The sequence below is a fragment of the Nonlabens sp. SY33080 genome (assembly GCF_011784885.1).
GTDB lineage: Bacteria > Bacteroidota > Bacteroidia > Flavobacteriales > Flavobacteriaceae > Nonlabens > Nonlabens tegetincola.
In genome coordinates this window covers 1,416,011-1,441,158 of record NZ_CP050461.1, presented here as the reverse complement: position 1 = coordinate 1,441,158, position 25,148 = coordinate 1,416,011, and the positions used below count along the sequence as shown (strand labels likewise).

Below are 25,148 nucleotides of genomic sequence, written 5' to 3'. Positions count from 1 at the left end.
TTATAGACAATAAAATCGGGCAACATTCCCTACTATGCTACCCGATGTAAAAATCACCTAATTGAAGTTAATTTATCTGTATCTGACTGAAATAGGTCATTTAATGAAAATATAGTTTGAATTTATGTATGATCAATAAATGGTGAAAATCAGGCCAGTTTTTGGCCTGATTTCTATGGTTCAATTATGAAAATTACTACAAAAACATAATTGAGAATTGTACTATTTTTTAATCAAGTTCTGCGTTGCACTATTACCATTTGATGTAAATACTTTAATCAGATAAATTCCAGTTGTCGCAACTCAAAGGTCAATTTACCCAAAGGTAAAGAGGCAAACTGTATGCTATTAGCGCCTTGAGGTTGAGCAGTCCATTCAGTATGATTTTTTATGCGGTATTCAAAATTTCCACTAGTCAAACCTCGCAAACCATTAACATTATAGAAAATGGTGGTAGGCGTATTTTTATTTTCAATTATATACTTGTCACTTTTCTCCTGTGTTTTTCCGTCTATCTGAACTTCAGTAAAGTAATAATCAGGAATATAAAGCGGTTTAAATACCTTTTCTTTTTGTATGCTGAATAATTTTAATGGAGTATTCATGTAGAGATAATCTCGAGCCATGGTCATATTCACTATTGAAAATGATGGAATACCATCACCTGCATATAAAGTGTTAAAACTGCCTCTAGGTATATGGTAACGTTGCAATACATTATCTGTGCATATTCATAAATAATCACCATCTACGGCTAGTGCGTTGATTACTTGTGACGCTAATCCTGCATCAGTAGTTATATGATCTACTACTTTTTCACCATTAATTTTGTAAAGTCCATTTTTAAAACTACCAGCCCAAACATTTCCACTGTTGTCTTCTATTAAATTGCGTGTAAGTATCGGATGGTTTTTAAAGGCGATAGGATTTAATTGTAAATCTTTAGTAAGCATGTGTAAGCCTTCTATTGATGCCAGATACGATTGATCACTTTTGACGGTATGAAGCGCAGTGTAACTCCTTATGTTTTGTTGAAAAAGAAACTCGTCTCTTTTAGTAAACCCATTTTCTTTTAGTAAACGAGCCGCGATAAAACCGGCAGATGCATATAGTATTGTATCTGTACCTATTAGTGACGCCTTTTTTACAGTGGTTTGTTGGTTTTTAAGTCTGGCGATTTTTCTTGTAGCCAGATTATATCTGTAGTTGTATAGTTTCTGGAAAACAAATAGATCTGAGTTTTGTTTATCATATAACAATGTAGAAACTGCGGTAGATTTAGGGAATTTGATGACTTCCATTTCTTCAGTTTTGGAAGATACTATTCCTATATTTCCATTCTCAAAACCTACTGCAACGTGATCATTAGAAAGCTTTTCAATGCGTGTAGGCAAAGTAGCTGGAAGTGTGTGCTCACGCACATGAATGTTAGGCACAACTATGAGACCGTTGTGCAAAGTGCTTATCCAAATGTTCTGATCATTGTCGATAAATGTGTCAGTTGTAAAAAAGTCCTGAAGGATAGATTGATTTATAAGCAGATCGCTCCCGTTGCGCTCACAGATAAGAACACCTTTATTGGTACTAAAAAATAATTGATTATCATGGGCATGAACGGATTGAATTCTAACGTCTTTGAAATCTGCTGGAGTGTTTAGAGAAGTCCATCCATCATTTTCTCTTATAAATACCTTGAGCGATTCACCTAACAATTCTTGAATTAAATACAAGTTACCATTAGGTGAAAAAACGGTTCTTATAGGGTGTGGTCTCAATGCTTCATCATGAAGTGAGCTAGGTAAAAGATATTTGTTTGTAACCTGACTATTTTTAATAATCTTAAAATATTTCCCACAGGTTGAAAGATGTTTCCATCATGCTGAGCGACTAGACCATAGCTAAAACTATTTTGTGGAATATCAGAAACTTTTTTTCTTTAGTTTTTAAATTAATAGTCACGCGAGATTTAAAGTAACTCTCGACAAGTTCTTCCTTATTAGCAACTAGATCACCAAGTGATCCTTTAAATTCTTCATTGACATTTGCAAAAAGCACAAATTCATCATCTTTAGCATAAAAAATCTGTCCAGATAAGTTCATGCACCATACTCTATACATTTGATCAACGAATAAATTAAAAACTGATAATCCTACTTGTTCAGGATGTGCATAGGATTGAAAAGTTGTACCATCGTAACGCACCAAACCTTTATTAGTAGCTAGCCATACAAATCCCTTTGCATCTTCCTCCATGGAATAAATCTCGTTACTCGGTAGTCCTTGTGCTTCAGTAATTGATAGCGTTACAGGTTCTTGTGCTTTTAAACATATGGTGCTAAGCAGGAAACTTACAACTAGTAATAATTTAAAAAAAATGGATACTCCTCATCAATTTATAAAAATACGATTAAGTATCTCATGAAAATAAAATCTTGCTCAATCTCTGTATGAGTTGCTCAATGGTAATTTTATAGGAATAAAATACTAGATATGCTCAAAAAAAGGACGATATACAATTGAAGAAATTAAAGGTTTCAAGAAATCAAATTGACGACTTTCTTCTCTAGTGAACTATCGTGCAATTATAGTTATCACGCTTCCGCGAAAGCGAAATAAAAGAGCTAGTGATATTAGCTTTTATTAAAAATGAAGTTTTGTAAAAGTGAGAACAATTAGTGCGTCACGAGTCCTAACTCTTTCCCTTTCTGTAACATCCACTCTCGTGCAGCTTCGTATTCGTTAGGGATTTTTCCATCCAAAATAGCATCTTTAATACTTGCTTTAATCATTCCAATTTCTCGACAAGGTTTGAGGTTAAAGGTTTTCATAATTTCCTCGCCACTTACAGGTGGTTGGAAATTGCGTATACGATCGCGTTCTTCTACTTCGACAATTTTGGTACGTACTTTCCTGAAGTTATTATGATAACGCTGGAATCTCTTTGGATTCTTAGTTGTGATATCTGCTTCACATAGAGTCATTAAATCCTCTATATGATCACCTGCATCATGAACTAGCCTGCGCACAGCACTATCGGTTGCGCTTTCATCTATAACAGCTATAGGTCTTGAACTCATGCGAACCATTTTTTGTACAAATTTCATTTTGTCATTCAATGGCATTTTAAGGCGTTTAAAAAGATGGTATACCATTTTTGAGCCTTTGAACTCATGCCCATGAAATGTCCAACCTACTTTTTTAGAAAATCTTTTTGTAGGAGCTTTGCCTATATCATGAAGTAATGCAGACCAGCGTAACCAAAGATCATCGGTGTTTTTAGAAATATTATCTACAACCTCTAGAGTGTGATAAAAGTTGTCTTTATGTGTTTGACCTTCAACTTCTTCAATGCCTTTTAAGGCAGTCAATTCGGGAAGAAAACGCTCAAGTAATTTACTTTTTTCCAAAAGTAAGAAACCATAAGAGGGAACATCACAAAGCATGATTTTGTGAACTTCGGTCACGATACGTTCTTGAGAAATGATGTCTAATCTTTCTGCGTTTTGTTTGATACTATCAAAGGATTTTTCTTCAATTTTGAAATCTAGTTGACTTGCAAAACGTATTGCACGCAGCATTCTTAAAGGATCGTCGCTGTAAGTGATGTCTGGATCTAATGGAGTACGTATTAATCTGTTTTCTAGATCTTGTATACCATTGAAAGGATCAATCAGGCGACCGTAGTTATTATCATTGAGAGAAAACGCCATGGCGTTTATAGTAAAGTCTCTGCGGTTTTGATCGTCTTTTAATGTGCCATTTTCTACGAATGGTTTACGACTATTACGATCATAGCTTTCCTTGCGTGCTCCAACAAATTCTAACTCAAGATCTCTTGTTTTGAGCATGGCCGTGCCAAAATTTTTAAAAACAGTCACTTTTGGATTGTCTTCTAAGAGACTGGCTACTTTTTTAGCTAGTTCTATACCGCTACCTACAGTTACGATGTCAATATCTTTTTTTTGACCTCTTTTTAAAAAGTAATCCCGCACAAATCCACCTATAACATAAGTTTCAAGTTGTAGTAATTCACTAGCTTGATTAATGACCTTGAATATAGGATGCTCAAGTGCTTTTAAATAGTGAGTTTGCGACATTACTTTCTAATAATTTTAAAGGTACCGTTATTAGAGATTTTTATAATTGATGTAGGTTGGTGGCGTTGTCGTTGTTTATTCGATCCTTTTTGAGCTTCTTTTTCAAGTGGGTGAACTTCAATTTTTTCTGTAGTATCTTCTATGGAAATAATTGAATCAACTTGATCGATTAAAGATTGAGAAATATCTTCCAATTTTTCTGGCATGTTACCTTTTAGAAAATTGGAAGAAGCGATCAACAGCGGGCTGCGTAGTTTGCTTGTGACTAATGCTGTGAATCTATCGTAGGTTATTTTAAAAGGAGTACTGTTGTCTTCTAGTATAAGAGCTGGCGCTATGTTTTTTGGTTTATCTAGGACTAGTGTAACAGGTCTTTTACTAGTGTCTATGATATTCCAAGCAGGATCAGGCACTTGTTCTACATAACGCTCGAGTACATGATCTTTATCTACAAGAACTTCATAAAAAATAGCCTCATCACTAGTTACTAATCCTAGAGTTTTTTCAACCGCTTCTATGTCTTGTGCATCACAGCATAAATAATAATAACCGTCCATAGGAAGAATAAGGGTATGACCTTTTTTTAAATGATCAACTGTTTTATCTATGGTTTCTTTAGGAACTCTAGGTCGATTATCAGGCTTTTTCTTTTTCATGTTCAAATCACATTTTATCTAACGAACATCCCTTTTATGTATTGAAAAGAGTGTCAATTTTATGAGAGCAATTGGTCCAGGTATGCTCTAAAACTGTATTTCTAATATTGCCTTTGAGGTTATAGGCTTCTTCAATTAAAGGAATTACCTCTTTATAGGAGGCGTTAATATCAAATATGAACCCATTTTCTCCATGCGTAATAATATCAGTAGAAAATCCAGTGTTTGACGCTACAGGAACACAATTTGACATCATAGCTTCTAACAAAGGTACTGGTCCACCTTCTAAAATTGAAGGTGACAAAAATACATCCATCTTATCGTAAAATTCAGGAAATTTTTCATATTCCATATCTTTAAGATAGGTGAAATTAGGAAGAGCCAATAACTCATCAAATTTTGTATATCGCTCCCAATTACTACCTAATAGAAGGAACTCTCTTTGAGGCATATTTTTTACTACATCAAATATTAAATCTGGATTTTTACGTATTTGAAATCCAGAGCATAATCCCACAACTCCTTTACCTGTACGCTCATGTGGATAGAATGTTTTTTCACTGGTAGCAATATGAATTACCTTAAGTATTTCTGGTCTTACTCCATCCTCGATCAACATTTTCTTGATATTGGAATTTAAGCATATGACATAATCTGCTTGATTCAAACCCCAAACCACATGTGTTTTTGAGTATTTTTTACTCCAGCTAGGATGGGTGAACATCACAATATTCTTTTTAAAAATGATGTTTGGTTTGCGTCGCAAACTGCGGCAAAAGTGGTTTTGATAGATGTGGTAATAGCCATCAGTATCTGGAATTCCTTTGATCTTATCATTCCAATGAACTCTGGCGTCAAGTTGAGAATGTTTTGATAATCTACGAACTTTAGCTCCAAATATCCATGTTTTATCCTTTTCTCGGGCAATGTAAGTAACAGTGCGCACTGCACCTTTTTTATAATTTTTGGATTTGAAAAGGGTCAAAATAATTGAAACAATATATTTCCATTTATGGGCAAATAGGAAATACATACGTTCTTTAAAATCGTCTTGTTGGTTTTTCATTTTTAATTTATTGAACAGGCTTTAACAAGTTTTGATATAATTCAAGCGTCTTTTGAGCCATTATCTTAGAATCATATTTTTCTTTTACTAATTGAAAGTTTTGATCGAGCATTTTTGCAAAGGCACTTTTATTGCCTATCACGTGATTCAAATGTTCAATTAATTTAATACTATCGCCTACTGGTGCTATAAAACCATTTACGCCATTTGAAATAACTTCAGGAATACCACCTGCCATAGTACTTACGATTAAGGTCTGGTAATACATGGACTCATAGATAACCTGTGGTAATCCTTCACTTTTTGAGGTAATGAAGGAGATATCGGCTTGCTTAAGGTAAACGGCAGCATTTTCTTGTTCATGCAAAAAGGAAACTCTTTTTTCAAGTCCTTTACTCTCAACAGCCTCTAGAATGGGTATGGAATGTTCAGTGTGTCTACCAATTTGAACAAAATGCACGTCCTCACGATCTTTAAAGTATTCTACACACTTTATAAATAATGGTAAATCTTTTGGTTTAGTGTGATTTGCAATATGTAAAACTAGGGTAACGTCTTTGGAAAGATTTAAGGATTCTCTTAAATTAATTTTAGGCTCGAATGTGTCTAATTTATCTAGATTAGATCCATTGTAAATCGTGACAATCTTATTTGAGTTAACGATTGATTTTTGGCTTACCTTTTTCACTTCATTAGATACACAAATCACTCTTTTAAAAATGGGATGATTGTATTTATAAAGAGTTTTTTTACGGTTTTTGATAGGAAAACTAGTTTTCTTACTCATTACCGTTTTAGGTAACTTAAAAAAGTACGAGGCTAGTATGACCAAAAACATAGCAACGGGATCGTGCACATGTATAATGTCAATTTTCTTCTTTTTACAAAATTTACCAAAGCTTAAAAAGAACAAGGGGTCAACTTTTAACCTTAATTTCTTCTCAATCACTGGACTATTGAGTTCTTTAAGTTCTGTGCCTAATTGACTTCCCAATGGACAAAACACGGTGCTTTCATGCCCCATTTTATTCAGTTCAGTAGTCAAATTAATGATGTGATTTTCGCCACCACCACGACTCATCATTCCAGAAAGATGAACTACACGTAAGACTGTTTTACTCATGTATTGATATTATTGTTTGAAGTGAGTAATGGTAAGACATGATGACCTGTTGCTATAAATAAAATTCAAAGATATGATTTAAACTAGACCTTTCTGTAACTTTTAGATATCCATCTAGCTTTGTTAGCAGGTGGATATGTCGTTTCTTTGTCTACCATTGTAATACTATATGTTTAAAGAGAGGTTTTTTTCTAGTTCGCTTTCGCGAAAGCGAATACAACATTTACTAGAGTTGTTTTACGATTCTGAAAATAGATTAGGAGATCCACGTAATACTATAAAGGTAATTGAATGGGAAAATGAAAAGTATGTCGTAAAATCCTTCAAGAAACCAAACTTTATAAATCAGTTTGTTTACAGATTTATAAGAAAATCAAAGGCAAGAAGATCCTATGAAAATGCGGTTTATTTAACTGAAAAAGGAATAGGAACCCCACAACCAGTGGCTTATCTAGAAAAACTAGGGATTTTTACTTTAAAGGATAGTTATTACATATGTTATTATGGGGAACATGACTTTACCTTTAGAGAACTTATTAATGATGATTCACTTCAAGATAAAGAACAAATTCTCAAGGAGTTTGCCTCTTTTATGTATGAAATGCATGAGGCCGGTATTTATTTCCTAGATCATTCTCCTGGGAATACCTTGATTAAGAAAACTTCGCAAGGGTATACTTTTAGTCTGGTTGATTTAAACAGAATGAAATTTTTTGATATACCTTATAATATGAGATTGAAGAATTTTGAGCGATTATCGCCCAAAAAATGGATGTATGATATAATGGGTAAGGAGTATGCTAAATTATCTAATAAGGATGCTCAACATGCTATTGAATCCATGTGGGAAAGTGTGCAAAAATTTCAAGATAAATTTCACCGTAAAAAAAGATTTAAAAAGAAATTAAAAGGACTGTTTAAATCATGAAATTAAAGGAATTACCGGGTTCAATACTAGAAGCGTTCAGATTGCGCAGTACGAGTGTAGCAAATCTTATAAAGAATCAGGAGCAAGTCATTCCTGCTATTGTAAGTTTAACTAGTATCCCTAGCAGATTAAGTACACTTGATCTTACCATACGTAGTATGATGAGACAAAAATATGCTCCTGAAAAAGTGGTGCTGTGGTTGCATCATGATTTAAAGAACAGCTTGCCTAACAAACTAGCCAAATTACAAGGTCCTTTTTTTCAAATTGAATACGTGCCCTACAGGTTTTCTCACCGTAAACTAATCCATAGTCTAAAGAAATTTCCAGAAAAAACCATTATTACTTGTGATGACGATGTCATGTATCAAGATGATACAATCAAAAAGTTATGGGACTTTCATTTAAAATATCCCGATAATATAATTGGTAATCGATGTCGTAAAATGACATACGAGAATAATAGGGTAAATAGCTATTCACAGTGGCCTTTTATACATGATGTAAAAGAACAAAGTATTCACAATATGCCTGTAGGAGCATTTTGTGTTTTGTATCCTTTTAATTCTTTACATGAGGATGTTCATAATGTTACCTTGTTTAATGAATTAGCTCCAAAGGCCGATGATCTCTGGTTTAAGGCGATGGCTTTAAAAAATGGAGTCCTTTCTTTACAAAATGAAAATTATCCTGATATACCTATTCCTATAGCGAGGACTCAAAAGGTGGCCCTTAAAAAAGAAAATAAAGGAAAGGATTTTAATAGAGTTCAATGGCAACGAATTTGCGATTATTACAATTGGAACCCAACCGCAATAGAAACTCTTATTTGATTACTTAATCCCTCGTCTGAGTAACCATAATTTTACGTATCGCATAAAAATCATATAACTGCGCAGATAAGCAATCGTAAATCCTACAAATCCGTCAAGAAAACCTTTTTGAACAAAAAAGTGCTTGAAAAAGCCCCACATAGGTTTGATGACTATGTGGTATGCGGTAATTTTGCCTACTTTTTTATCAAAATCTTTAGCTTGCAAATCAGCGTAGCGTTGTAATTTCTTAACATGGTGATCCATACTCACATATTTATAATGTAAGAATCTGTTTTCCAGTTTTCCTACTGGACCATCAGCAATTATTTCAGAATGAACGTGTTTGTCTTTATACTTACACTTAGATTTCTTAAATAATCGTATTACCTTGTCATTTTTCCAGCCACTGTAACGTACTTGTTTACCCATGAAGAAATTACGTCTACCAATCCAATAACCAACATAATCAGATGTATCGAGAGTAGGGTATAGGTTCAAAATTTCTTCCTTCAATGCTGGTGTAACTCGTTCATCAGCATCAACTAAAAGTATCCATTCATGTTTTGCTTGAGGAATAGCCCAGTTTTTTTGACTAGCGCTGTGCTCGTAATTACGAGTCAGTAATTTGGTGAAATAAGGTTTTGCTAGTTCTATCGTATTATCGGTACTGTTTGAATCTACTAAAATGACTTCATCGCAAAAATCAACAGATTTTAGGACATCAACAATGTTGTGTTCTTCGTTAAAAGCTGGAATGATTGCAGTGATATTATATTTGGTCATAAGTGGATATAAACATAATAGTTCTTCAGCAAAAATAAACTTACTGATTAGATAACCACTAGATATGCTTAAATTTGTTTAGATTTTGAAAGAAAACTAGAACTATGTCTTCAAACCCGACAATTTCTGTCATTATAAGTACTTACAATTCGATACCCTGGTTGGAAAAGACCTTATGGAGTTATGAGCAACAAATCTTTAGGGATTTTGAAGTAGTTATAGCAGATGATGGTTCTAGGGATGATACAAAAGAATTCATTGAAAACTATGCTAAAGATTCACGATATCCTATAATACACGTGTGGCACGAGGATAATGGATTCCAAAAAAGTCAAATATTGAATAAGGCTATAATGGCTTGTAATGCAAATTACGTTGTAATGAGCGACGGTGATTGTATTGCTCGTGAGGATTTTCTTCAAATCCATTATGAACGTAGGGAACCTGGTTATTTTTTGAGCGGTGGTTACTATAAGTTGCCTCTAGATATTTCTCAAGCCATAACAAAAGATGACATTTACACGCAACGATGTTTTGATGTAGAGTGGTTGAAGGAACGAGGTTTACCAGCATCCTACAAAAATCAAAAGCTTACAGCTGGTTTTGTTACGGCTAAGGTTATGGAAAATTTGACTCCGACTAATGCTAGCTGGAACGGTCACAACAGTAGTGGTTGGTTAGAAGATATAAAGAAGGTTAATGGATTTGACGAGCGCATGCAATACGGTGGTCAAGATAGAGAGTTAGGAGAACGTTTATTCAACCTAGGAATAAAGTCAAAACAAATACGCTACAGCGCAATTTGTTTACATCTTGATCATGCACGAGGTTATAAAAATCAAGAATCTATCGATAAAAACAAGGCTATAAGAAAGTCTACTCGTGATGAAAAGAAATCCTTTACTCCATTTGGGATAAATAAAGAATAAGGATTTTTAGTAATGATGATTTAAAAAGCTTTTAAGATCTTTTTGCATAATACCAGCTTCAAAATGAGAATACAAACTTAAAGCCTTCTTTTTGAATGTACTTGCACTTTGGTTGTTGTAAAGATCTGGTTTGTAATCCATCAAATGAACGCTTACGTGATTTTTTCCATCTTCACCTATGTTCCAGGAAGATTTATTAATCCATGGGGCAAAAATTGCAAAGGTGTTAATGTCTAGTGCTTTTCCCATATTTATGGCACCACCTTCGTTGCCAATTATAGCAGTGCAATGGTGAAGAATTTTAAGGAAGTCACGTATGTTAGGAGCAAAAGCATCTAAAAAGATGTGTTCTTTCGTTTTAAGTGAACACAGTTCATACAGTTCTTTAATTTGGTCGATTTGATTAGGGATGTAGTTGAACAATATTTGAGTCTCTGTGTTCTGGACTATAAAATCTAAAAGACTAGCTAACTCCTTAAAAGGTAACGTTTTTTCCTTACTACTACCCAAAGCGCTTATCATCGTTACGGAATTAGTTAAGTCTAGCCCTTTTTGTTCCAGCCACTGTTTTCCTTGTTCGATTTCATCAACTGTCAAATGAATCTTTGGTTTAAGGTGCCATTGAATATTTTTTTCTAGCGGTTTTAATAAGATCATTCTACTACCTAGAGCTACACCTGTTTTATAAATACCTCTATTTGGTTCGTTTTTAACCACATCAGTATAAGCAAGTGATGAAAACCATTTTTTATACCCTATTCTTCTAGTAGCATTTACGATATACGAGAGCAGGGCACTGTTGTTTTTACCATAACTATCAATACACAACTGATAATTGTTTTTTTTAAGCTTTTTTGCAAGTTTTAGGATACTTGTGAAGCTTTCAAAATCCTTATTGGAAGCCAATATAAGATTATCTACCGATGGATGGTTCTTTACTAAAGAAGCAGCCATCGGTGTGATAAGATAATCTATTTGACAATTGGGATAGGTGATTTTTAATTGATCTGCTATAATTGTACTCGTGAGCACATCACCCAGCATCTTATATTGAATAAGTAATATTCTCACTATACTGCTACGTTGTACTCGCGTAGAGCATCGTTAAGCGAGGTTTTTTTATTGGTACTTTCTTTACGTTTACCAATTATGATCGCACAAGGAACATTGTAAGTCCCTGCTGGGAATTCCTTAGGGTAGCTACCTGGAATTACAACCGATCTAGCAGGAACATGGCCTTTGTATTCTACTGGTTGATCTCCAGTTACGTCTATAATTTTTGTTGAAGCGGTTAGAACGACATTGGCTCCTAGTACTGCCTCTTTTTCTACTCGTACACCTTCTACCACAATACAACGGGACCCGATAAAAGCATTATCCTCTATGATAACTGGAGCAGCTTGTAAAGGTTCTAGTACGCCACCTATTCCTACACCACCGCTCAGGTGCACATTCTTACCTATTTGGGCACAACTACCTACCGTTGCCCAAGTATCTACCATAGTTCCTTCCTCTACATAGGCACCTATATTTACATAACTAGGCATCATAATAACACCACTTGAAATATAAGCTCCATGCCTAGCCACTGCATGTGGTACGACACGTATTCCTTTTTCTTTATATCCAGTTTTTAAAGGGATTTTATCATGAAATTCAAGTGGACCACATTCTATTGTTTCCATTTTTTGAATTGGGAAATATAGAACTACCGCCTTTTTAACCCATTCATTAACTTGCCAGCCATTTTCGGTAGGTTGTGCTACTCGCAATGTTCCACGATCTAGCATGTCTACCACTTCTCTAATTGCCTGCTGGGTAACGCGATTCTCTAATTGAGTGCGGTCTTCCCAGGCTTCTTCAATGATATTTTTTAATTGATCCACTACTTTTAAGTTTTTCACAAATATAAGTAGTAGCAGTTAGTGATGTGCTTCATATTAGATTGATTATTTTTGCAAACTCATGGCTAGAGCACTTTCTATAGATTACGGTAAAAAAAGAACAGGCATTGCAGTTACAGATCCCTTGCAACTTATAGCATCAGGTCTTACCACTGTAAACACCTATGAATTAGTACCATTCATTGAAAATTATTTACGTAATGAGGAAGTAAGCACTATCGTAATAGGTGAACCTAAACAAATGAATGGAGAACCTAGTGAATTAGGAGATGTGATTGACGCTTTCGCGAAAGCGTTACAAGAAAAATACCCATCCATAGAAATTACGAGAGTGGACGAAAGATTTACCTCAAAAATGGCTTTTCAAACCATGATTGATAGTGGTTTGTCAAAATCCAAAAGGCGTAATAAAGCCCTGGTTGATGAGATCGCAGCAACAATTATTTTACAAACGTTTTTGGATAGTAAAATGTAAAACTTGCTGAAGCCGTAAATAAAAAAAAGGTATAATGATAAGGTGAATGATGTTGAGGAAGGATATTGGAATCCTAACCGAAATGGGCCTTTAAATAAAAAAATATGATTTATCCAGTTGTCGCCTATGGCGATCCAGTTTTAAGAAAAGTCGCAAAGGATATTCCTCAAGATTATCCAAAATTAAAAGAAATCATTGAAAACATGTGGGAAACCATGTATGGCGCTAGTGGAGTAGGTCTGGCAGCACCACAAGTAGGTATGCCACTACGATTGTTTGTTATTGATGCAACCCCATTTGCCGATGATGAAGAACTTACTGAAGAGGAAAGAAACCAACTTACTGGTTTCAAGAAGGTTTTTATTAATGCTCAAATTGAAGAAGAAAATGGAGATGAATGGGCATTCAATGAAGGTTGTTTAAGTATACCTAATGTAAGGGAAGATGTATTTAGACCAGAAGAGGTTACTATTTCTTATTTAGACGAGAATTTTAATAAACATACAGAAACTTATACAGGTCTAGCTGCTCGTGTTATACAACATGAATACGATCACATTGAAGGTATATTATTTACTGATAAACTTTCAAGTCTAAAAAAGCGATTGATAAAAGGAAAACTGGCTAATATATCAAAAGGTAAGGTTCGTGTTGACTACAGAATGAGGTTTCCTGAATTAAAAGGAAGACGTTAACCATTAGTAAAATTGCTTTTACATATATTTGCCACCCAAAAAATAATTCGCAATGAGTTTAGATAATATTTTATCCATAACAGGAAAACCAGGATTGTATCAACTTAAATCAAAGGCACGTAGTGGCTTTGTAGTAGAATCTTTAATAGATAAGAAAACTTCGATTGTAGGAATAAACCACAATGTGAGCGTTTTAAAGGATATTTCCATATACACTTATTCTGAGGATGTACCACTTAAAGAGGTATTCTCTAAGATAGCTGATAAGGAGGAAAAGGGACCTGCCATTTCTCATAAAGCCTCAAAAAATGAATTGCAAGATTATTTTTCACAGGTTTTGCCAGAATATGATGAAGATCGAGTTTATGCCAGCGATATTAAAAAGGTAATTCAATGGTATAATCTTTTACAGTCAAATGACTTGCTTGCTGCTCTTGATGAAGAGGAGTAGTCAATAAAGAAGAATTTAATTATAGAATCCTAGAAATATTATTGTTTCTAGGATTTTTTATTTTTTAAACAAAGGAATTCGGTATAGAATACCATACGTGTAACCTACGCCTATACCATTAAGATCATTGGTAACTCCAAATCCTGGAATGTGCAGATTATCAAAATCATCTGGAGTGCTCTCGTTGATTAGGAATTTTAATTGAACGTTTGCCATTAAATAAATGTTGTTAAACACTTCAACCTTCATTCCTCCTTGTACTTCAAACCAAATAGCAGTAAGACCAGTGAATTCTCGTTGTACTTGTTGACTTAATATAGGGAAAAGGGTATTGTCCGAGTTGTATTCATATCTGTACAATTCGTGACCAAAGCTAGCAACACCTATACGAGCACCACCGTATATCATATTGTCCATCTCTAACCAATTGTTGTAGAAATTATAATCAATTCCAGCTTTGAAGAAAGAACCACTTGTTTCATATTCAATGCGTTCTAGGTCTTTGGTAATAGTTTCATTACCTAATTCTCCAGCAACATATAAGGATGGAGTTAATCTAAAATCACCTAGGATTTGAAAACCTTGATAATTGTCATCAAAGAAACTTCTTGCTAAACTAGCTGCATCTATTCCAACTCTTAATCCATATTTTTTTTGAATTGAGTCTTGAGCTTGCTCGATTTCTTTCTCTTCTTGTGCTTGTAAAACCGTACAACACAGAAGGAGGAAAACTATATTAATGACGTATTTCAACATGAATAATTTGGTTGTCTTCAATGGTAGTTTCATTAACAACTACACTATTAATCCAATTGTTAGTGCCAGTCTCAGGTGCAACTTGTGCGGTTAAATTATCATACACTACTCTAAAACCACACGCTCGACTTACGTACTCTTCTCTAGTATCAAAGGTAAAAGTAATAGCATCCTGATTTTCATTCTCATTTTCAATACGTTCAAATCTATATGTAACAGTATTTACATCAATCGGTAGCGGTATTGATATTGAGTCTGTTGCAGTTAACAAAAGATCATTGGTAGAATTAAGAGGAACTTCGGTATCCACATTTTCTAATAAAACTCTCAGCTGTGAAACAACCTTGTTGTCTGATGGAATACTGCGATCTTTAAATACTATATTGATACGAGCGTTTGCTGGTTGATCCAGTGTGCATAAATCATCTTTTTCACATCCTGATACAAGGAAAAAAATGGCCCAAATCAGAATAAAAGTCGCCTTAAATTTACTCATTGATTAAACTTTCTAAAAGAGTAGTGGTTTTAGGGTAACTAGGTCGGTGAATGTAATCTGATTGAACTATTTCACCCTTCTTATTTATAATGGTGTAGGTAGGAAAGCCTTCCAGATTTATTTGTTCTTGAACAACTGGTCCTTCCTGATCATTTAAAAAGTAATGTTTTCCTTTAATATTAAATTGTGCAATACTAGGTAAGTAAGCTTTTTTCTCACTAGCATGACACAAGTAAACAAACTCAACATCATCTTTAAACTTTTCATGTAGCGCTGGCGATGCTTCCTTAAATTCGGCTTTACAAGGTCCACACCAGGTTGCCCAATTATCAATGTAAATAACTTTTCCTTTGGAATTAGAAATAATTTCATTCAAATAATTTGACGGTTCTGTAGATGTGAATTCTAGAATTTCTGATTCCTTAGGTATTTCTGGGCGCTCAAGTAATTCTTTTTCCTTTTCATATTCTCTTTTTAAAATAGCTAGGAAATCACTTCCTTTAAGTTGCTGTTCAATAGCTTGTTGATTGTTTTGATAAAAATCCAAATCGTGATTTTCAAAGGTTTTTAAAGCAGTTGAAAAAGTAGCATATTGGTTAAGTATGGGCTTTGAGCTATCCTTTATAATTTGTTTTGATACAATAGAGCTTAAGGAATCTGGGGAAACTCCTGGTTTGTCAAAGACTAGTCTTTCTCTTAAATAGTTTTTATAACTACTTGCAATAGCATTAGTTAATGCACCATAGGTAAGATCATCTTTAGTGAAATCTGGTAAGTTTTTCATGCCTTCAAAATATTCACTATCAATTGCTGGTATTTCTTTTCCTATGTAGTTAGCGTAATTTAAAAACTCTAATCTAGCATTGACTAGAAAGTATTTGTCGTTTGCATTGATTACTTTCTTGAACTCTTCTGGTATGTTAGGGTTATTAAGGTAATTCTTGTTGTATTGATGAAACTCATCTTCCTTTTTTAATAGATAAATATGTAAATCCATAGGATCCTTGTCGGCTCCTGGCTCATAAAATGGATCTACCTTGATGGGGTTATTCTCAAAATAGTTCTTTACAGCCATGAATTCTTTCGTGCGAGAACCATCTAACTTAATCGTGTTGTTCTCTGATTGTGCTCTGTTTACCGTTCCACTAATGGTTAATGAATCACCAGGAACTAGAAAAAGATTTATTTGTTGGCCTGCATAAGCTATTGCTGTGGTAGGCTGTTCAATGTCTAGTGTAAGATTGAATGTGCCATTTTCATCAAATTGGGCTTGTGAGTTTTCGTATTTGTTTTGTTCACGATCAAAATAATAAACAATGAAAGAATCAGGAGCTTCATTAATACTATCCGTAAATACGATTGAGCCATTAATTAATGTGGATGAAACGGCAGTATTATCTTCTTTATTATCGACATCCTTTTTACAACTTGCTACCAATAAAACTAATGATAGTAACAAAACAATATTTTTCATAATTACGATTTTAAAGTAAGTAGCACTACATTCTCTACATGGTGCGTTTGCGGGAACATATCTACAGGTTGGATTTTATCAATTTTATAATGTTGCTCTAATAACGCGAGATCACGCGCTTGTGTTGCACTGTTACAACTCACATATACAATTTTTGGTGCTTGTAAGTTAAGCAATTGTGCAACAACATCCTTATGCATACCATCTCTTGGTGGATCTGTTATAACCACATCTGGTGCACCGTTTTCTTCAATAAATTGTTGAGTAAACACATTTTTCATATCACCAGCATAAAAGGTGGTGTTTTCTATATTGTTTACTTGCGCGTTTTCTTGCGCATCTTTAATAGCTACTTCGACCGCTTCAACTCCTACCACGTGTTTTGCTTTTTTTGCTACAAATTGTGCTATAGTTCCAGTTCCTGTGTATAAATCATAGACTAATTCGTCTCCTTTTAATGACGCAAAATCTCTTGTTATTTTATACAATTCATAAGCTTGTTCACTATTTGTTTGGTAGAATGATTTGGCGTTTATTTTAAATTTTAAACCTTCCATTTCTTCCCAAATATGGTCTTCACCATGGTAACAAATCACATCTTGATCATATATAGTGTCGTTTGCTTTTTCATTGATTATATATTGTAAAGATGTAATTTCTGGAAATTGTAATTTTAAGTGTTCAAGTAAAGCAATGCGTTTTGCTTCATCTTCTTGAAAAAACTGAATTACCACCATGTTCTCACCTGTTGACGCCATGCGCAGCATTAAGGTGCGTAACAATCCTGTACGTTCTCTAGGATCGTAGTATGATAAATTTTCCGCTTTCGCGAAAGCGTGAACACTCAATCTTATCTTCTCACCAATAGCAGGATGTAAATGACACTCATCTAGATGTAAAATTTTATCCCACATACCAGGAATGTGGAATCCTAAAGCTTTTTTATCCTGAATCTCTTTGTCACTGTTTATCTCTTCAAGAGTAAGCCAGCGGTTTGCAGAAAAACTGAATTCCATTTTATTGCGATAGTGGTATTGTTTTGCAGAACCCAAAATAGGTGTCACACTAGGTAATTCTAGATGGCCTATTCTAGTAAGATTCTCTACAACTTCCTTCTGTTTAAAATGTAGTTGCTCCTCATACTTCATGTGTTGCCATTTACAACCACCACACACACTAAAGTGTTTACATACCGGTGTTGTACGACGATCACTCTTACTTATAAATTCTGTTACGCGGCCTTCATAAAAGGATCTCTTTTTCTTAAAGGTTTGAATGTTTACCACATCACCAGGAACCGCATCGGTAAGAAAAATTACCTCACCATCTTCAGTTTTTGCTACGCTTTTACCTTTGGCACCAGCATCAACCACAGGTACGTTTAAAAAGGTTTTTTGTGCTCTTTTTCTTCTTTTGGACATAGGGCGTAAAATTAAACTTTATCTAGTGGAATTGAAGGTTTCTTAACGATATTTATTGGACAGTGCCTGTTAGATTTATTAACTTGCCCAACCAATAAATAGTAATAGTATGAACGTTCAAGTAGGAAATAAATCCCAACAATATATAGATCTAGAGGATAAGCATGGAGCTCATAATTATCATCCTTTACCAGTGGTTCTGGAACGAGGTGATGGAGTCTTTGTTTGGGATGTAGAAGGTAAAAAGTACTATGATTTTCTTAGTGCTTATAGTGCTGTGAATCAAGGTCATTGTCATCCAGCTATTGTTAATGCCATGACTGAACAGGCAAAAACATTAACACTTACCTCTAGAGCATTTCATAATGATAAGCTAGGTGTTTATGAAAAATATGTAACTGATTACTTCAAGTTTGACAAAGTTTTACCTATGAACACTGGCGCCGAAGCGGTAGAGACGGCTATAAAGATTGCGAGAAAATGGGCCTATGAAAAGAAAGGTGTTCAAGAACACGATGCCCAAATAATTGTGTGTGAAAATAATTTTCACGGTAGGACAACAACTGTGATTTCTTTTTCTAACGATGAAAATGCAAGAAAAAACTTTGGACCTTATACTCCTGGTTTTATTAAGATTGCCTATGATGATACTGATGCTCTTGAAAAGGCATTACAACAAGATAATATAGCTGGATTTTTAGTTGAACCTATTCAAGGGGAAGCAGGAGTGTATACTCCTAGTGATGACTTCATGATGCGAGCAAAGGAATTATGCGCTCAATACAACGCTCTTTTCATTGCAGATGAAATCCAAACAGGTATTGCTCGTACTGGTGCTTTACTAGCTGTATGTGGTAAATGTTCCTGTGAAGGTCATTGTGAAAGACAAGAAACGTACTCACGTCCAGATATTTTAATTTTAGGTAAGGCATTATCCGGTGGAGCTTATCCTGTAAGCGCTGTTCTTGCAGATGATGAAGTTATGAATGTTATACAACCTGGGCAGCATGGAAGTACCTTTGGAGGTAACCCTATTGCTGGTGCAGTAGCAATGGCGGCACTTGATGTTGTAAAGGATGAAAAGCTAGCGCAAAATGCTAGAGAACTAGGTAATTACTTTAGAAGCCGAATTAATGAATATATCGAAACTACCGATACAGTAACTCTAGTAAGAGGTCGTGGACTTCTTAACGCTATTGTTGTAAATGATTCGGAAGAAAGTGATACTGCATGGAATATTTGTTTACGTTTGAGAGATCATGGTTTACTAGCAAAACCTACTCATGGTAACATCATAAGATTTGCTCCTCCTTTGGTAATGACAAAAGAGCAGTTAGATGATTGTATTGAGATAATTATTAAAACTTTAAAGGAGTTTGAGTAAATTGCTACCTTAATAAATTAAATAATATGCAAGATCCTTTCAATCAACCTGAAAACCAAAGACCAGTAGGACAACCTCCTAAAACCTATTTAGCTGAATCGATAATTGTGACTATTTTATGTTGCTGGCCATTAGGAATCCCAGCAATTGTAAACGCAGCAAAAGTAGATAGGCTGTGGAATCAAGGTATGTACAATGAATCTAGACAAGCATCGGAAAAAGCAAAACAATGGTGTATTTACAGTGCTATAGGAGCAGCTGTGTTTATAGTACTTTATTTACTTTTTGTTCTTTTGGTAGTAGGATTGGACAACATTTAAATGAGTCTTAAAAGATTCTTTTTTATTGCAATTACAGTCACTTTTATAAGTGGCTGTTTTTATATTTACTATTCCTATAATCCATCAAATACAGCATTATTCCCAAAGTGTCCTAGTAAGGTGGTGACTTCTTATGATTGTCCAGGTTGTGGTTCGCAACGAGCAATACACGCTATACTTCATGGAGATTTTAAAACAGCTTGGGATTTAAATGCTCTATTATTTTTTTTAATTCCTTATTTAATCTTAGTTCTTTTAATGGAACATACATCTATGATTCCTATAAAATATCGTAAATATTTGATTGGGAAGTGGCCTATCTTGATATTACTTATAAGCATTATTGTTTTTACTATTTATAGAAATGTATAAAATAAAAAAGGCCCGCGTTAGCGAGCCTTTTTTTGAGTAATGTTAGAATATTATCTACAACCTGCTTGTTCCATTGCGTCGTACAGTGGTGCTAGTTGTTCCTCGGTCACATTAGGTTGATTAAGAGCAAAATCTATGTACCATTCGTAAAACTCACATTGGTTCATGTAAAATAAAACCAGAACTACCAATCCTATTATAGATAGTATTAATGAAATGATGGCCACCGTTTTAGCCGACTTCATTGCTTTTCCATTTGTATAGGCTTCCGGGTTTTGATTGTATTTTTTAAGTTCTTTATTTGCTATAACAAGAGCAATTATAGCTGCAATTGTCCCTATACCATAAAAGCAGCAACATAAAAATCCTGCTACAGATAAAAGGTATACAGCCGTTGTATTTAATTTTTGCATGATATTAAAATTTAAAAAGTAAAGGCTCTATTTAAAGAGCCTTTTAATTTATTATATAATAACTACTTATTCTTCGTCTTCAATATTGTCTAATTGATCTTCCATAGCATCAATCATTTCATCTGGAGCTCCAATTGATCTATAAAAATCAATTCCCTGCTCTAAACGTTCTCTTTCACTATATGCAAAATATGTGTAAGCGGTGTAAGCTGTTACCAGTCCAGAAACAATTAAGGATACTAAAGCTACGGTTTTTGCAGTTTTCATAGCTTTACCATTACTGTAAGCTTCAGGGTTTTCATTATATTTTTTCAGTTCCTTGTTTGCGATAATAAAAGCTATTAAAGCTGCCACAAATCCTAGTCCCCAGGCGCAACAACATAAAAATCCTACAATGGATAAAATGTAGACTGCGGTTGTGTTGAGTTTTTGCATGATGATAAATTTAGGTTAATTGAATTATAGGTTTAAAAGTAAGTCCAAAAGTTACGTTATTCTAAATAAGTTTTCAAAAAACTTTTAAAAGATAATTAACTAGTATGGTTCCTATAGTAAGTACGGTCAAAACTAATTTAATTTTTTCTCCATGCTTGATTTTAATGAAGAAATCTATAATCAACACAGAAAAAAGTAAGAAAAGAAAGTATATGGCTGGATACATGTAAAAAGCATTTACAAATTCACCTTGAAGTAAAAAAGAAATGGACCGCTGGATTCCACATCCAGGACAGTCCATTCCTAATATTTTTTTACTCATACAAGGCAGCATCCAGCTGTCATCTAGGATGAGGTTTATATTCATGTTTAATTAGCAATACTTATTTTGATAGCTGCTTCTTTGTTTGCCTCGGTAGTTACTTTAACTATGTATAAGGCGCTCGACAAGGTTGCAGTGTTAAACGTGTATTCTGTTTGAGCTGTAGATGGTTTTTCATTAAAAATTAATCGTCCAGAAAGATCATACAACGATATATTAGAAACCTTTTGCAGCTCTGGATTATATACAGTTAAGTTTTGTTTTCTGTTATTTTGAAATACTGTGAAGCCTAGTTCGTCAATAGTATCATTAGATAAAGTGTTGCTAGTGTCTTTAAATCTAATCTCAAAACGATCCATTGACGCATGACCTGAAGGTAATTGTATCCCTTGTGAGCTTCTCGTTATGTTATAATACACATCATCAATGGTGTCATAAATATAAATATTGTTAGGCGTAAAATTAATTTGTTCTACAACTGAAAAATTGAAAGTAGCATCATTAGATGCGTTTTGATCAACTAGTAGTCCTAGAGGAATGCCCATGTCTTCATCATATTTTTGACCTGCAATTGAAAACGCACCACCTTCTACATTAACAAAAATATCAGTATCCAAGAGCCCTGGAACTCTAGCATCCACAGCTGAGTCGTAGTTAAGAGAAAGGTTGTCTCTAAAGGTTAATAATAATTGTCTAGTGTAAGTATCATTTATGATTACATTCATTCTAAATTTAGGCGACTGGTTAGCATAAGCACTATTTTGTGCGCCACCGTTTCCAGAACCTCTTAGCATTAAGGAGTTACCACCACTTTCTCTAACAAAATCTCTTTGAGTGTTAGTAAATACGATTTGGTCTTCCCCATTAGCTCCTGATGGTAAAGCCGTTCCGGTAGTTAAATTAGCAATAGGAGGGAAATAAGTTCCATTAGGAGCGGTAAAACCGCTTGCATTTCGTCTTATCATAAATCCTTGTCCTACAGGAGCGTATCTAAGTGTTGCTCCTACTGGGCTTGCTAGTCCAGGTGATGTGTTTGTAATTGGATTACCACTATTGTCGTATGAATAAAAGGCAGCAGGAACATAATTACCTTCAGTAGCAAATATCCCTGACCCTGGTGCCGTTACATCATATCCATCAGGTGAATAAATACCATATCCTCCTTCATATGCAGTAAGCATGTGACTACCAGAGGCATTAGATTGCCAGAATAAAATAGATGGATCTAACTTTGTGTCATCTACTGTAGCAACTTCTGCAGGATCGCTTCCTACACCATATCTTACAGTCGAATTTTCAAATAAAAATTGTTTTAAATCAAGTGCGCTTGGATAAGGATTACCTACTAGTGAAACCTCGTCATCTGCCACACCTACGGTAATATTACCATTATTAGGACGTCCTCTAAAATCATATCGTTGTCCGATTTGACCATTTTGATATTCTCTAAGATTAGGATTTACTGCAATCCCATTAGTTCCAGAAACACCTTTCATGCTAAAACCATATCCAGCATTCACAAAACCACTACCACCTAGATAATTCCATCCTGAATAGGCATTTCCTGGTATTGCGTTCCCTGCACTGTCATAATTGTATATCCATCTACTTGCAATTTCAAGAGGATTGGTTGCTGTCCCATCATCTGAAACACCATCGCGAGCATTATAATTTAAGAAATTAGCGTTTTCTGCAGTAATAGTCCTATTGAAATAATTTTCATCATCGGCAGCTGTTCCAGTAAGGATTCCTGTAGGATAATAGATTTGAGTCATTGAAAAACCTTCGTTTCCAGATGCTGTTGCCACATCACCTACTGGTGCAGACCAATAGTTGTAATTAAACTGATCAGCGGTACCTTCTTGGAAAATAGAAATAAAGCCGTCACCAGCATTACTTACATTGTCATTTTGAATAAGTTGCGCTTCTTCTCTTAGGTAAATTCTAGAGTCGGCATCATTTAAATCAATGCTTCCTTTAGAAAATAGATTGACTCCTTGAGAATAGATGAAATTATCACCTACCACAACAACTTGGGCAGCTGCGGTTATTGCGTATATGCTTAAAAATGCGGTAATTATAAAATTTTTCATACTACTCTTATTATAGAACAAAAATAAACTTTTACCATAGAAATCTTAAAAATTATGGTTAAAAGACCATGTTTCAATGTGGTTTATCGATAAAAGGACTATTTTTGAGCCCAAAACGATGGTCAAGCAATCCATAAACGGTATTTTAATTTTTTTAGGTGGAGTTCTACTTGCTTACGCTCTCATTGATGAAAATACTTCGGTATACATAAAAATTATTGGATTAGTTTTGTTGATGTTTGGGGCTTATAGAGCAAGTCAACATTGGGTTAAAACTAAAGATGATCATCTAGATTCTGATGAGTCGTAAATTCAAAAAAGGGGATAGGATAACCTTTATCGACGACGATGTACGTGGTGTTGTCGCTTTCGCGAAAGCGGAATCACTTACCATAATTACAGATGAGGAAATAGAAATCCAAGTAGATCCCAAGCAGGTTATTCTAGATCAAACATTCCAAATAGGTGCCGTGGATATCTCTATGGCAGAAGAGCCTAAGAAAAAACAATCGAAAAAAAGGAAAAAAGGGCAACTACCACCGATAGAAGTCGATTTGCATATTCATCAACTAACTAATAAGGATGCTTACATGCAACCGCATGAAAAGTTAGATTTACAACTGCAGGTAGCTCGTTCTAAAGTGGAATGGGCTCTACAAAACAGAATTCCCAAATTAATTTTGATCCATGGAGTGGGAACTGGTGTATTAAAAACCGAGCTCGAGTATTTACTTAATCGTTATGAGCATTTAACTTATTATGATGCCGACTTCAAGAAGTACGGACTGGGTGCAACTGAAGTGTATTTCTATCAAAACAAGTCCTAGTTTGTTATTACTGTATTTACTTCGCCGGTAGTTTCAATGATAAGTACGGGAGAAATGTAGGTTCCAAAATCAAAAGTTCCTAGTAATACCTCATTGTTGCCATCGGTTAGAATCAAATTGGATATTGTAATATCAAGATTCGAGGATCTGCTATAACTATTAGGGATAGCGGTATCTATGGTTGTTGTAAATGTATCGCTTACAGCAGGATTCAGGTAGTTTGGAATTCCATTTGTTATGTCATTTCTCGGGTTTAGATCACCGTCAACATCTTCTTGTGAGGTAAGGATTCCATCGCCGTCATCATCTGTGTCTAGGTAATCCAAAATCCCATCACTGTCTGTATCACGACTGAGAGCTAGATCTATCATGCCATTGGTGATTACCACGCCTTCATCTACTGTAGGTACGTTGTCACCATCATCATCTAGATCTATTATATCAGGTATGCCATCATTGTCGTAGTCTCCAGTTTCAAGTTCGTTAGGTATACCGTCATTGTCTGTTTCACTATTAGTTATTGTGACAATTGAAATATCACCAGCTGTTGCTGTAAACACATCTAGTACGTCAATTCCTTGAATGGGAATATTATTACAGTAATAATCAGATGGGATATCATCTGATAATTTGCGGTATTCAATAGAGTTGTTAGTTCCTACTGAGTAGTTTCCATAGGTGTTGTTTTCTAATAAAATACCGTCGGTCGTAGAAAACTGAATGAAGATTGTTTCTTGACCGTTGTTTTTGTAAAAAATGTATTCATTACTATTCAAAAAATCTGATTCGCATGCATCAACTGATACATTTTCAAAATCAAATTCTTGCACGATAACATCGCCATCATCGCAGCTAAAAAGAAAAATGGGTAATAAGTAAAGTAACTTCTTCATGGATACAAAAATAGAACTTA

At 34.6% G+C, this 25,148-nt stretch carries 30 protein-coding genes; 11 read left to right on the top strand and 19 right to left on the bottom strand.

Translation table 11 applies throughout. From position 1 onward, the window contains the following. Nucleotides 1-278 precede the first annotated feature (278 nt). The 7 genes from HCN53_RS06690 to HCN53_RS06660 all read right to left on the bottom strand — a co-directional run bounded on the left by HCN53_RS06690 (nucleotide 279) and on the right by HCN53_RS06660 (nucleotide 6,942). Nucleotides 279-713: a hypothetical protein gene (locus HCN53_RS06690; RefSeq protein ID WP_167342444.1), complete on the bottom strand. Its 435-nt coding sequence runs from the start codon at nucleotides 711-713 to the stop codon at nucleotides 279-281. Between the two features lie 18 nt (nucleotides 714-731). Next, nucleotides 732-1,775 (bottom strand): hypothetical protein, encoded by a 1,044-nt coding sequence (locus HCN53_RS06685; RefSeq protein WP_167342443.1) that lies wholly within the window; start codon nucleotides 1,773-1,775, stop codon nucleotides 732-734. 112 nt (nucleotides 1,776-1,887) lie between these two features. Further along, a complete protein-coding gene (locus HCN53_RS06680) occupies nucleotides 1,888-2,253 on the bottom strand; it encodes a hypothetical protein (protein WP_167342442.1) in 366 nt (121 codons plus the stop codon). Between the two features lie 419 nt (nucleotides 2,254-2,672). After that, nucleotides 2,673-4,097 carry a CCA tRNA nucleotidyltransferase gene (locus HCN53_RS06675; RefSeq protein ID WP_167342441.1) on the bottom strand — a complete coding sequence of 475 codons (1,425 nt, stop codon included), beginning with the start codon at nucleotides 4,095-4,097 and terminating at the stop codon, nucleotides 2,673-2,675. Beyond that, on the bottom strand, nucleotides 4,097-4,753 hold the full coding sequence (locus HCN53_RS06670; RefSeq protein ID WP_060524041.1) for an L-threonylcarbamoyladenylate synthase: 657 nt from the start codon (nucleotides 4,751-4,753) through the stop codon (nucleotides 4,097-4,099). Before HCN53_RS06670 ends, HCN53_RS06675 begins: the two co-directional genes overlap by 1 nt. Before the next feature lie 34 nt (nucleotides 4,754-4,787). Beyond that, nucleotides 4,788-5,819: a glycosyltransferase family 4 protein gene (locus tag HCN53_RS06665; protein ID WP_167342440.1), complete on the bottom strand. Its 1,032-nt coding sequence runs from the start codon at nucleotides 5,817-5,819 to the stop codon at nucleotides 4,788-4,790. Nucleotides 5,820-5,826: 7 nt separating this feature from the next. Beyond that, on the bottom strand, nucleotides 5,827-6,942 hold the full coding sequence (locus tag HCN53_RS06660) for a glycosyltransferase family 4 protein (protein ID WP_167342439.1): 1,116 nt from the start codon (nucleotides 6,940-6,942) through the stop codon (nucleotides 5,827-5,829). Between the two features lie 169 nt (nucleotides 6,943-7,111). Here HCN53_RS06660 and HCN53_RS06655 point away from each other — a divergent pair, with 169 nt between their 5' ends. Then, a complete protein-coding gene (locus HCN53_RS06655; RefSeq protein WP_167342438.1) occupies nucleotides 7,112-7,870 on the top strand; it encodes a lipopolysaccharide kinase InaA family protein in 759 nt (252 codons plus the stop codon). Next, nucleotides 7,867-8,703 carry a glycosyl transferase gene (locus HCN53_RS06650; RefSeq protein WP_240919330.1) on the top strand — a complete coding sequence of 279 codons (837 nt, stop codon included), beginning with the start codon at nucleotides 7,867-7,869 and terminating at the stop codon, nucleotides 8,701-8,703. The genes HCN53_RS06655 and HCN53_RS06650 overlap by 4 nt, the downstream gene beginning before the upstream one ends. Here HCN53_RS06650 and HCN53_RS06645 read toward each other — a convergent pair whose 3' ends face one another. Continuing rightward, nucleotides 8,704-9,468 (bottom strand): glycosyltransferase family 2 protein, encoded by a 765-nt coding sequence (locus HCN53_RS06645; protein WP_167342437.1) that lies wholly within the window; start codon nucleotides 9,466-9,468, stop codon nucleotides 8,704-8,706. Between the two features lie 104 nt (nucleotides 9,469-9,572). On the opposite strand from HCN53_RS06645, the gene HCN53_RS06640 reads away from it, so the two are divergent. After that, on the top strand, nucleotides 9,573-10,397 hold the full coding sequence (locus HCN53_RS06640; protein ID WP_167342436.1) for a glycosyltransferase family 2 protein: 825 nt from the start codon (nucleotides 9,573-9,575) through the stop codon (nucleotides 10,395-10,397). Between the two features lie 6 nt (nucleotides 10,398-10,403). Here the strand turns inward: HCN53_RS06640 and HCN53_RS06635 are convergent, their stop codons facing one another. Both HCN53_RS06635 and HCN53_RS06630 read right to left on the bottom strand, forming a co-directional pair. Further along, nucleotides 10,404-11,468, bottom strand: a complete 1,065-nt coding sequence (locus HCN53_RS06635; RefSeq protein ID WP_240919329.1) for a glycosyltransferase family 9 protein — start codon at nucleotides 11,466-11,468, stop codon at nucleotides 10,404-10,406. After that, nucleotides 11,468-12,283 carry a 2,3,4,5-tetrahydropyridine-2,6-dicarboxylate N-succinyltransferase gene (locus HCN53_RS06630; protein ID WP_042277527.1) on the bottom strand — a complete coding sequence of 272 codons (816 nt, stop codon included), beginning with the start codon at nucleotides 12,281-12,283 and terminating at the stop codon, nucleotides 11,468-11,470. Before HCN53_RS06630 ends, HCN53_RS06635 begins: the two co-directional genes overlap by 1 nt. Nucleotides 12,284-12,362: 79 nt before the next feature. On the opposite strand from HCN53_RS06630, the gene ruvX reads away from it, so the two are divergent. The 3 genes from ruvX (at nucleotide 12,363) to HCN53_RS06615 (ending at nucleotide 13,922) form a co-directional block, all read left to right on the top strand. After that, nucleotides 12,363-12,776: a Holliday junction resolvase RuvX gene (gene ruvX / locus HCN53_RS06625; RefSeq protein ID WP_060524059.1), complete on the top strand. Its 414-nt coding sequence runs from the start codon at nucleotides 12,363-12,365 to the stop codon at nucleotides 12,774-12,776. 104 nt (nucleotides 12,777-12,880) lie between these two features. Then, nucleotides 12,881-13,471, top strand: a complete 591-nt coding sequence (gene def / locus HCN53_RS06620) for a peptide deformylase (RefSeq protein WP_042277532.1) — start codon at nucleotides 12,881-12,883, stop codon at nucleotides 13,469-13,471. 52 nt (nucleotides 13,472-13,523) lie between these two features. Further along, a complete protein-coding gene (locus tag HCN53_RS06615; protein WP_042277534.1) occupies nucleotides 13,524-13,922 on the top strand; it encodes a DUF5606 domain-containing protein in 399 nt (132 codons plus the stop codon). A gap of 57 nt (nucleotides 13,923-13,979) precedes the next feature. Here the strand turns inward: HCN53_RS06615 and HCN53_RS06610 are convergent, their stop codons facing one another. Genes HCN53_RS06610 through rlmD form a run of 4 tightly spaced genes read right to left on the bottom strand, consistent with a single transcriptional unit; the run spans nucleotide 13,980 to nucleotide 18,069 of the window. Then, complete coding sequence (locus tag HCN53_RS06610) at nucleotides 13,980-14,678, bottom strand: DUF6048 family protein (RefSeq protein WP_167342435.1); 699 nt, start codon at nucleotides 14,676-14,678, stop codon at nucleotides 13,980-13,982. Next, nucleotides 14,659-15,174 (bottom strand): DUF6452 family protein, encoded by a 516-nt coding sequence (locus tag HCN53_RS06605; RefSeq protein WP_042277539.1) that lies wholly within the window; start codon nucleotides 15,172-15,174, stop codon nucleotides 14,659-14,661. Before HCN53_RS06605 ends, HCN53_RS06610 begins: the two co-directional genes overlap by 20 nt. Beyond that, nucleotides 15,167-16,648, bottom strand: coding sequence for a TlpA family protein disulfide reductase (locus HCN53_RS06600; RefSeq protein WP_167342434.1), 1,482 nt, complete (start codon nucleotides 16,646-16,648; stop codon nucleotides 15,167-15,169). The genes HCN53_RS06605 and HCN53_RS06600 overlap by 8 nt, the downstream gene beginning before the upstream one ends. A 2-nt stretch (nucleotides 16,649-16,650) precedes the next feature. Continuing rightward, complete coding sequence (gene rlmD, locus HCN53_RS06595) at nucleotides 16,651-18,069, bottom strand: 23S rRNA (uracil(1939)-C(5))-methyltransferase RlmD (protein ID WP_167342433.1); 1,419 nt, start codon at nucleotides 18,067-18,069, stop codon at nucleotides 16,651-16,653. Nucleotides 18,070-18,178: 109 nt separating this feature from the next. On the opposite strand from rlmD, the gene rocD reads away from it, so the two are divergent. From rocD to HCN53_RS06580, 3 genes are read left to right on the top strand one after another with little or no spacing between them, the layout of a single operon-like run. Beyond that, nucleotides 18,179-19,453 carry an ornithine--oxo-acid transaminase gene (rocD, locus tag HCN53_RS06590; protein ID WP_167342432.1) on the top strand — a complete coding sequence of 425 codons (1,275 nt, stop codon included), beginning with the start codon at nucleotides 18,179-18,181 and terminating at the stop codon, nucleotides 19,451-19,453. Between the two features lie 26 nt (nucleotides 19,454-19,479). After that, a complete protein-coding gene (locus tag HCN53_RS06585; protein WP_042277545.1) occupies nucleotides 19,480-19,773 on the top strand; it encodes a CD225/dispanin family protein in 294 nt (97 codons plus the stop codon). Beyond that, nucleotides 19,774-20,145 (top strand): DUF2752 domain-containing protein, encoded by a 372-nt coding sequence (locus HCN53_RS06580; protein ID WP_167342431.1) that lies wholly within the window; start codon nucleotides 19,774-19,776, stop codon nucleotides 20,143-20,145. It begins immediately after the preceding gene. Nucleotides 20,146-20,195: 50 nt separating this feature from the next. Here the strand turns inward: HCN53_RS06580 and HCN53_RS06575 are convergent, their stop codons facing one another. The 4 genes from HCN53_RS06575 to HCN53_RS06560 all read right to left on the bottom strand — a co-directional run bounded on the left by HCN53_RS06575 (nucleotide 20,196) and on the right by HCN53_RS06560 (nucleotide 23,408). Next, the gene (locus HCN53_RS06575; protein ID WP_042277548.1) at nucleotides 20,196-20,558 is read right to left on the bottom strand and encodes a CCC motif membrane protein; all 363 of its coding nucleotides are present in this window, start codon (nucleotides 20,556-20,558) and stop codon (nucleotides 20,196-20,198) included. Between the two features lie 66 nt (nucleotides 20,559-20,624). After that, entirely contained in the window at nucleotides 20,625-20,993 is a 369-nt protein-coding gene (locus HCN53_RS13085; protein WP_240919409.1) for a CCC motif membrane protein, read from the bottom strand. Nucleotides 20,994-21,066: 73 nt separating this feature from the next. Then, on the bottom strand, nucleotides 21,067-21,360 hold the full coding sequence (locus tag HCN53_RS06565) for a DUF2752 domain-containing protein (protein WP_042277552.1): 294 nt from the start codon (nucleotides 21,358-21,360) through the stop codon (nucleotides 21,067-21,069). 2 nt (nucleotides 21,361-21,362) lie between these two features. Next, nucleotides 21,363-23,408 (bottom strand): T9SS type A sorting domain-containing protein, encoded by a 2,046-nt coding sequence (locus HCN53_RS06560; RefSeq protein WP_167342430.1) that lies wholly within the window; start codon nucleotides 23,406-23,408, stop codon nucleotides 21,363-21,365. Between the two features lie 76 nt (nucleotides 23,409-23,484). Here HCN53_RS06560 and HCN53_RS06555 point away from each other — a divergent pair, with 76 nt between their 5' ends. Then, complete coding sequence (locus HCN53_RS06555; protein WP_240919408.1) at nucleotides 23,485-23,718, top strand: hypothetical protein; 234 nt, start codon at nucleotides 23,485-23,487, stop codon at nucleotides 23,716-23,718. Then, the gene (locus tag HCN53_RS06550; protein WP_167342429.1) at nucleotides 23,708-24,235 is read left to right on the top strand and encodes a Smr/MutS family protein; all 528 of its coding nucleotides are present in this window, start codon (nucleotides 23,708-23,710) and stop codon (nucleotides 24,233-24,235) included. Before HCN53_RS06555 ends, HCN53_RS06550 begins: the two co-directional genes overlap by 11 nt. Here the strand turns inward: HCN53_RS06550 and HCN53_RS06545 are convergent. After that, the gene (locus HCN53_RS06545) at nucleotides 24,232-25,128 is read right to left on the bottom strand and encodes a hypothetical protein (RefSeq protein WP_105019531.1); all 897 of its coding nucleotides are present in this window, start codon (nucleotides 25,126-25,128) and stop codon (nucleotides 24,232-24,234) included. The genes HCN53_RS06550 and HCN53_RS06545 overlap by 4 nt on opposite strands. Nucleotides 25,129-25,148: the final 20 nt, after the last annotated feature.

Excerpts from the sequence above, each read along its gene's own strand:
- HCN53_RS06680 (WP_167342442.1), bottom strand. The coding sequence starts at position 2,253 with ATGGAGGAAGATGCAAAGGGATTTGTATGGCTAGCTACTAATAAAGGT.
- HCN53_RS06675 (WP_167342441.1), bottom strand. The coding sequence starts at position 4,097 with ATGTCGCAAACTCACTATTTAAAAGCACTTGAGCATCCTATATTCAAG.
- HCN53_RS06670 (WP_060524041.1), bottom strand. The coding sequence starts at position 4,753 with ATGAAAAAGAAAAAGCCTGATAATCGACCTAGAGTTCCTAAAGAAACC.
- HCN53_RS06665 (WP_167342440.1), bottom strand. The coding sequence starts at position 5,819 with ATGAAAAACCAACAAGACGATTTTAAAGAACGTATGTATTTCCTATTT.
- HCN53_RS06660 (WP_167342439.1), bottom strand. The coding sequence starts at position 6,942 with ATGAGTAAAACAGTCTTACGTGTAGTTCATCTTTCTGGAATGATGAGT.
- HCN53_RS06655 (WP_167342438.1), top strand. The coding sequence starts at position 7,112 with ATGTTTAAAGAGAGGTTTTTTTCTAGTTCGCTTTCGCGAAAGCGAATA.
- HCN53_RS06650 (WP_240919330.1), top strand. The coding sequence starts at position 7,867 with ATGAAATTAAAGGAATTACCGGGTTCAATACTAGAAGCGTTCAGATTG.
- HCN53_RS06645 (WP_167342437.1), bottom strand. The coding sequence starts at position 9,468 with ATGACCAAATATAATATCACTGCAATCATTCCAGCTTTTAACGAAGAA.
- HCN53_RS06640 (WP_167342436.1), top strand. The coding sequence starts at position 9,573 with ATGTCTTCAAACCCGACAATTTCTGTCATTATAAGTACTTACAATTCG.
- ruvX (WP_060524059.1), top strand. The coding sequence starts at position 12,363 with ATGGCTAGAGCACTTTCTATAGATTACGGTAAAAAAAGAACAGGCATT.
- def (WP_042277532.1), top strand. The coding sequence starts at position 12,881 with ATGATTTATCCAGTTGTCGCCTATGGCGATCCAGTTTTAAGAAAAGTC.
- HCN53_RS06615 (WP_042277534.1), top strand. The coding sequence starts at position 13,524 with ATGAGTTTAGATAATATTTTATCCATAACAGGAAAACCAGGATTGTAT.
- HCN53_RS06610 (WP_167342435.1), bottom strand. The coding sequence starts at position 14,678 with ATGTTGAAATACGTCATTAATATAGTTTTCCTCCTTCTGTGTTGTACG.
- HCN53_RS06605 (WP_042277539.1), bottom strand. The coding sequence starts at position 15,174 with ATGAGTAAATTTAAGGCGACTTTTATTCTGATTTGGGCCATTTTTTTC.
- HCN53_RS06600 (WP_167342434.1), bottom strand. The coding sequence starts at position 16,648 with ATGAAAAATATTGTTTTGTTACTATCATTAGTTTTATTGGTAGCAAGT.
- rlmD (WP_167342433.1), bottom strand. The coding sequence starts at position 18,069 with ATGTCCAAAAGAAGAAAAAGAGCACAAAAAACCTTTTTAAACGTACCT.
- rocD (WP_167342432.1), top strand. The coding sequence starts at position 18,179 with ATGAACGTTCAAGTAGGAAATAAATCCCAACAATATATAGATCTAGAG.
- HCN53_RS06585 (WP_042277545.1), top strand. The coding sequence starts at position 19,480 with ATGCAAGATCCTTTCAATCAACCTGAAAACCAAAGACCAGTAGGACAA.
- HCN53_RS06580 (WP_167342431.1), top strand. The coding sequence starts at position 19,774 with ATGAGTCTTAAAAGATTCTTTTTTATTGCAATTACAGTCACTTTTATA.
- HCN53_RS06575 (WP_042277548.1), bottom strand. The coding sequence starts at position 20,558 with ATGCAAAAATTAAATACAACGGCTGTATACCTTTTATCTGTAGCAGGA.
- HCN53_RS13085 (WP_240919409.1), bottom strand. The coding sequence starts at position 20,993 with ATGCAAAAACTCAACACAACCGCAGTCTACATTTTATCCATTGTAGGA.
- HCN53_RS06565 (WP_042277552.1), bottom strand. The coding sequence starts at position 21,360 with ATGAATATAAACCTCATCCTAGATGACAGCTGGATGCTGCCTTGTATG.
- HCN53_RS06560 (WP_167342430.1), bottom strand. The coding sequence starts at position 23,408 with ATGAAAAATTTTATAATTACCGCATTTTTAAGCATATACGCAATAACC.
- HCN53_RS06555 (WP_240919408.1), top strand. The coding sequence starts at position 23,485 with ATGTGGTTTATCGATAAAAGGACTATTTTTGAGCCCAAAACGATGGTC.
- HCN53_RS06550 (WP_167342429.1), top strand. The coding sequence starts at position 23,708 with ATGAGTCGTAAATTCAAAAAAGGGGATAGGATAACCTTTATCGACGAC.
- HCN53_RS06545 (WP_105019531.1), bottom strand. The coding sequence starts at position 25,128 with ATGAAGAAGTTACTTTACTTATTACCCATTTTTCTTTTTAGCTGCGAT.